We start from the raw sequence: 4,111 nt of genomic DNA, 5'->3' as shown, positions 1-4,111 counted from the left end.
TGCCGGGCAGGAAGGTCTCTTCGACCATGCGGAGCTTCTCTTCCGGGGTCCAGCGCCTACGGCGCTGAACCCCTCCGAGAACCTCCGCATGCACATAGCTACTGGGATTACTGTCGGTCATATGCCTCACTCTTACATAAGTGTGAGGAACTGTCCGGTCATTTTGGGGGCTGCTTCAATAGCCGCCCAGAACGAACTTCACCTGGCCATCCATCAGGCTTCCGGTAAACTGCAGTTCCTGCGAGGCCTGCCACACATCGATATCGCTTGCGATCCGCAGGATCGTATGCGGAGTGCCGTCGAAATCGTATTCCATGTGCGAACTCTGGTCGCGGTAGGCCGAAATCGACTTCAGGCTGAAATCGCCGAAATCGTAATCGAGGGTGAGGTTCGTGCCCCATAGATCGAAGTCCGACCGGTTGACGCCGCCAGCCCAGGTGGTGTCGATGTCGCCAGTGATCCAGCGGGTGCTGGCGCAGGCCGGGTTGCCGGTCGGCGCAAGGGTACCCGGAACGCCAAACCCGCCCCAAGGTGCTCCACAGCTGCCATCGGTGACGCGGATCTTGTTCCAGAAATACATCGAGCTGGGCGCAGCGATCTGGCGGTTGGGGCCGCCGGGTGTCGTCGCGCTGTTCGGGATATCGACGAAGCGCAGCGGCACGTTCTGGTCCTGCAGTTCGAGCAGCGAAATGGCCGTCTGCTCTTCGCGGCGGATGTTGATATCCCCGCTGAGGCTGACGGTCAGCTTATCGGTCGGCTCCCACTTGAACGCAATGCGTCCGCCGAAGCTGTCCTTGTTGCCCTGGCGGCCGCCGTCGAACAAACGCTTCTGGTAGCCGTCGCGGGTTTCATAGGAAGCAACCGCGCGCATTGCGAGATTGTCGCTCAGCGGCACGTTGATCATGCCCTTGAAATCGGCGCGGTTGAACCGGCCGGTCGCCGCTTCGAGCTTCAGGTCAAATTCGTGTTGCGGCTGGACGGAATTGACGACGATCGCGCCGCCGATGGTGTTCTTGCCGAACAACGTGCCCTGCGGCCCGCGCAGGATCTGCACATCAGCGATGTCGGTCATGTCGAGCAGCGCACCGACCGAGCGGGCGACATAGACGCCATCGACATAGATGCCCACGCCGGTATCCACGGTAATGTTGAAGTCGGTCTGACCGACGCCGCGGATGAACGCGGTGATCGTGGCGCTGGAACCGGAGATGTTGGCAACCGGCGACATGTTCACGTTGGGCGCGAACTTGGCCACCTGGGCGACGTTGTTGACTTCGCGCGCTTCGAGCATCTCGGCATTCATAGCGGTGATCGCGACCGGCGTTTCCTGCAGGTTCTCAGACCGCTTGCGCGCAGTCACGATGATTTCACCTAGACCGCCGGCCCGTTGCTCCTCGGCCTGAGGCTCGCTTGCTGCTGCATCCTGCGCATGCGCCGTCATCGGCACAAGCCCGGTAGATACTACGATCGCCGAGGCGCTGGCGCGCAGGACGGCTTTCCTGAAATACATCAATCGGTTTGTCATTTGGCATTCTCCCTCGTGTTTTATCATTACTATTTATAAAGGTGGATAGACTAAACGTAGATGTTGAGGTTCTTGCTCAACATTACATTGTGCTTGAGGATCGCTCGGCGTTTGACCAGTTGAAAGCTGTTGCCGACCTGACGCCAGATATCGATACGGTTGCCGATTAGCGAATCCTCGTCGCGTTCGTTGCGATTGCGATAAGCATAGAAGTTCGAATAGACTCGGAACTCGTCGGCCTTTTCGGTAAGCTCCACCTCGACGTTGGTGATGATATGGGTGTAGCGCGTCGCCGGATCCTCCGACCAGGCCGTTCCGGTCTCGAGCCGAGAAAGCCGCTTGAGGATTTCGGGCTTGCTGTCGTTGTAATAGGCCATCCGGGTCAGGTCGGTCACCTGCTCGGTCTTGTCGCGGCGATAGCGGGTTTCGATCCCCGGCATGTGGTAATGCAGGTCTTCCGCCAGCATGCTGGCCCAGGCCTTGTAGTGTTCATCGTCGAGCAGCCGTGCTTCGCGATACAGCGTCTGGGTCAGCGCGTGGGTCAGTTCGAGCGATGCGGTAGTCCCTTCACATGTGCGCTCGAGGGTTGCGGTGTCGGTCATAGCTGTAGTTCCTCTCAGAGCGCGAACAGGCCAGGAAGATCGCGGGTTTCGCCCACATTGCCCAGCTGCGGTTCGGGCCGTGCCGGCATCTTGCCGAATTCGTCATGGGTCATCATGTCGAGCCAGCGCTGATAGAAGCCGCGCTGGTTGGCGTCGTTGTACTGGCCGCGATAGACGATGCCCGGCAGGGTATCGTGTTCGATCTGGCGGCCGATCCCGCAGCGATAGTGCAGGCGCTCGTGCCGGGTGACGACGCCGCGGTTGACGGTGGTGCAGTTTTCCCAGTTTTCGCCGTCATCCATCTCGAAGGTGCCACCGGGGCCAAAGGTCTGCATCACGCCTTTGGTCACTTCCTCCTTGATGTCGTCGGGCATGTTCTTGTTGACGATCACCCAGGTCTTCAATTCGAACTGCATTGGCCCCTTGGGTTGCCACTGGCGGAAGGTGGAAATGCCCGGCAGGAACGAGACGTTGGGGAAGATCGATGCCGAGGCGACCGAACCGAAGATCTTCGAGCGCATCTCGCCCAGGCGTTCTGCCATCTTCGGGCGGATCTTGTTGTAATAGTCCATCACCTTGGGGCGCCCGAGCAGGAAGAGGTCGCCCACGCCTTCGGTGCCGAATTCCCAGCCGTGGCCGTTCACGCTGGCGTGATAGGAATTATCCATGTCGATCGGCGGGAACGGCTGGCCGTTGTTCATCGACCGAGTGCCCGAATCATGCGTCCAGCCGGCGTGATAAGCGTCGCCGATGAAGTTCTCGACCCCGAACTTCCAGTTCGCGCTGATCACCGACTTGATGCAGCCGCCAATGAATTCGGTGCCGCCTTCCTCGTTGTCGAGGATCATGTCGAGATACCACCGGAAATCGCCTAGCCAGGCTTCCAGGCTCGGCGCATCGCTGTTGAAGGTGGCGAACACCAAGCCCTTGTAGTTGCCGACCTTGGCGACGTTCTTGAGGCCATGGTTCTTGAAGTCGATATCGCCCGCGTCGTAGCAATATTCCTCGTGCATGCCCTTGAGGTCGCCGGCGGTGTCAAACGCCCAGCCGTGGTAATTGCAGACGAACCGACGGGTGTTCCCGGCATCGGCGAAGCACACCTTATTGCCGCGGTGCGGGCAGGAATTGAGCATGACCCGGATCGAACCGTCGGGCTGGCGCGCGACGATCACCGCGTCTTCACCCATGTGGGTCGTCAGGAAGTCCCCGCTGTTTGGGATCTGGCTTTCGTGGGCAACGAACAGCCACGACCGCGCGAAGATGCGGTACAGCTCCTCCTCGTAGATGTCCGCATCCGAAAAGATCCGGCGGTCAAGCCAGCCTTCCTTGAGGTCCATGTAGCGTGAATAATCCGGTTCGCGACCGATCCGTTCGAAGCGCATGATTGTTCTCTCCCGTCAGGCTTGTTCAGAAAAAGGCGTTGAGGTTGCTGTCCGGCAGCACGGAATGGTCCAGCACGATTTCGCGCGCGGCCAGCAGCCAAGCGCTGCCTTCGCTGCGCCAGAGGTCAGTGCGTCCGGCGGTGAGCAGGCGGGTGGTGCCATCGATCCGATTGCGGTGCATCCCCAGCACCGAATGGACCCGCACCTCGTTATCGGCCCGGGTGGCCAGCACCTCGACGTTGGAGACAGCGCGGCGGATGTAGTTGGGCGGATCTTCGGCCCAGACGAAGCCGGATTTCAGGCGATCCACCCGCATTTTCAGCCTACCCAGATCCTCGTTGAAGATTACCCCTGGGCCAAGTGGAAAAGGCGGCGAACGGTCAGCGCGGAACCTTCGGCTCTTCAGTTCCAGGCGATAGCTGACGTCTTTGCCAAGCATGGCCAGCCAGCCGTCGAGATCTTCGTTGTCGAGCAGCCGGGCTTCGCGGTGGAGTGCCTGGGTAACTGCAACGATCACCTCGTCGGCCGTGAACAATGCGATGTTCGTTTCGGCGACGGGTAGATTGCGTCCGATGTGCCGTGAGGGGTTTATCGAACTGGTA

The 4,111-nt window shown here is 60.1% G+C and carries 4 protein-coding genes; all 4 read right to left on the bottom strand.

Features of this window, described 5'->3' with window-relative positions:
- Positions 1 to 175: 175 nt before the first annotated feature.
- From LH128_RS05345 to LH128_RS05330, 4 genes are read right to left on the bottom strand one after another with little or no spacing between them, the layout of a single operon-like run.
- Positions 176 to 1,525: a TonB-dependent receptor gene (locus LH128_RS05345; protein WP_008828562.1), complete on the bottom strand. Its 1,350-nt coding sequence runs from the start codon at positions 1,523 to 1,525 to the stop codon at positions 176 to 178.
- Positions 1,526 to 1,575: 50 nt separating this feature from the next.
- Positions 1,576 to 2,127, bottom strand: a complete 552-nt coding sequence (locus tag LH128_RS05340) for a 3-phenylpropionate/cinnamic acid dioxygenase subunit beta (RefSeq protein WP_008828561.1) — start codon at positions 2,125 to 2,127, stop codon at positions 1,576 to 1,578.
- 14 nt (positions 2,128 to 2,141) lie between these two features.
- Positions 2,142 to 3,509, bottom strand: a complete 1,368-nt coding sequence (locus tag LH128_RS05335; RefSeq protein ID WP_008828560.1) for an aromatic ring-hydroxylating dioxygenase subunit alpha — start codon at positions 3,507 to 3,509, stop codon at positions 2,142 to 2,144.
- Between the two features lie 25 nt (positions 3,510 to 3,534).
- On the bottom strand, positions 3,535 to 4,026 hold the full coding sequence (locus LH128_RS05330; protein ID WP_327195067.1) for an aromatic-ring-hydroxylating dioxygenase subunit beta: 492 nt from the start codon (positions 4,024 to 4,026) through the stop codon (positions 3,535 to 3,537).
- Positions 4,027 to 4,111: the final 85 nt, after the last annotated feature.

The organism is Sphingomonas sp. LH128, from assembly GCF_000293195.2.
Classification (GTDB): domain Bacteria; phylum Pseudomonadota; class Alphaproteobacteria; order Sphingomonadales; family Sphingomonadaceae; genus Novosphingobium; species Novosphingobium resinovorum_A.
Note: the sequence above shows the minus strand (reverse complement) of the source record. Positions and strands in the feature narration are given on the sequence as shown.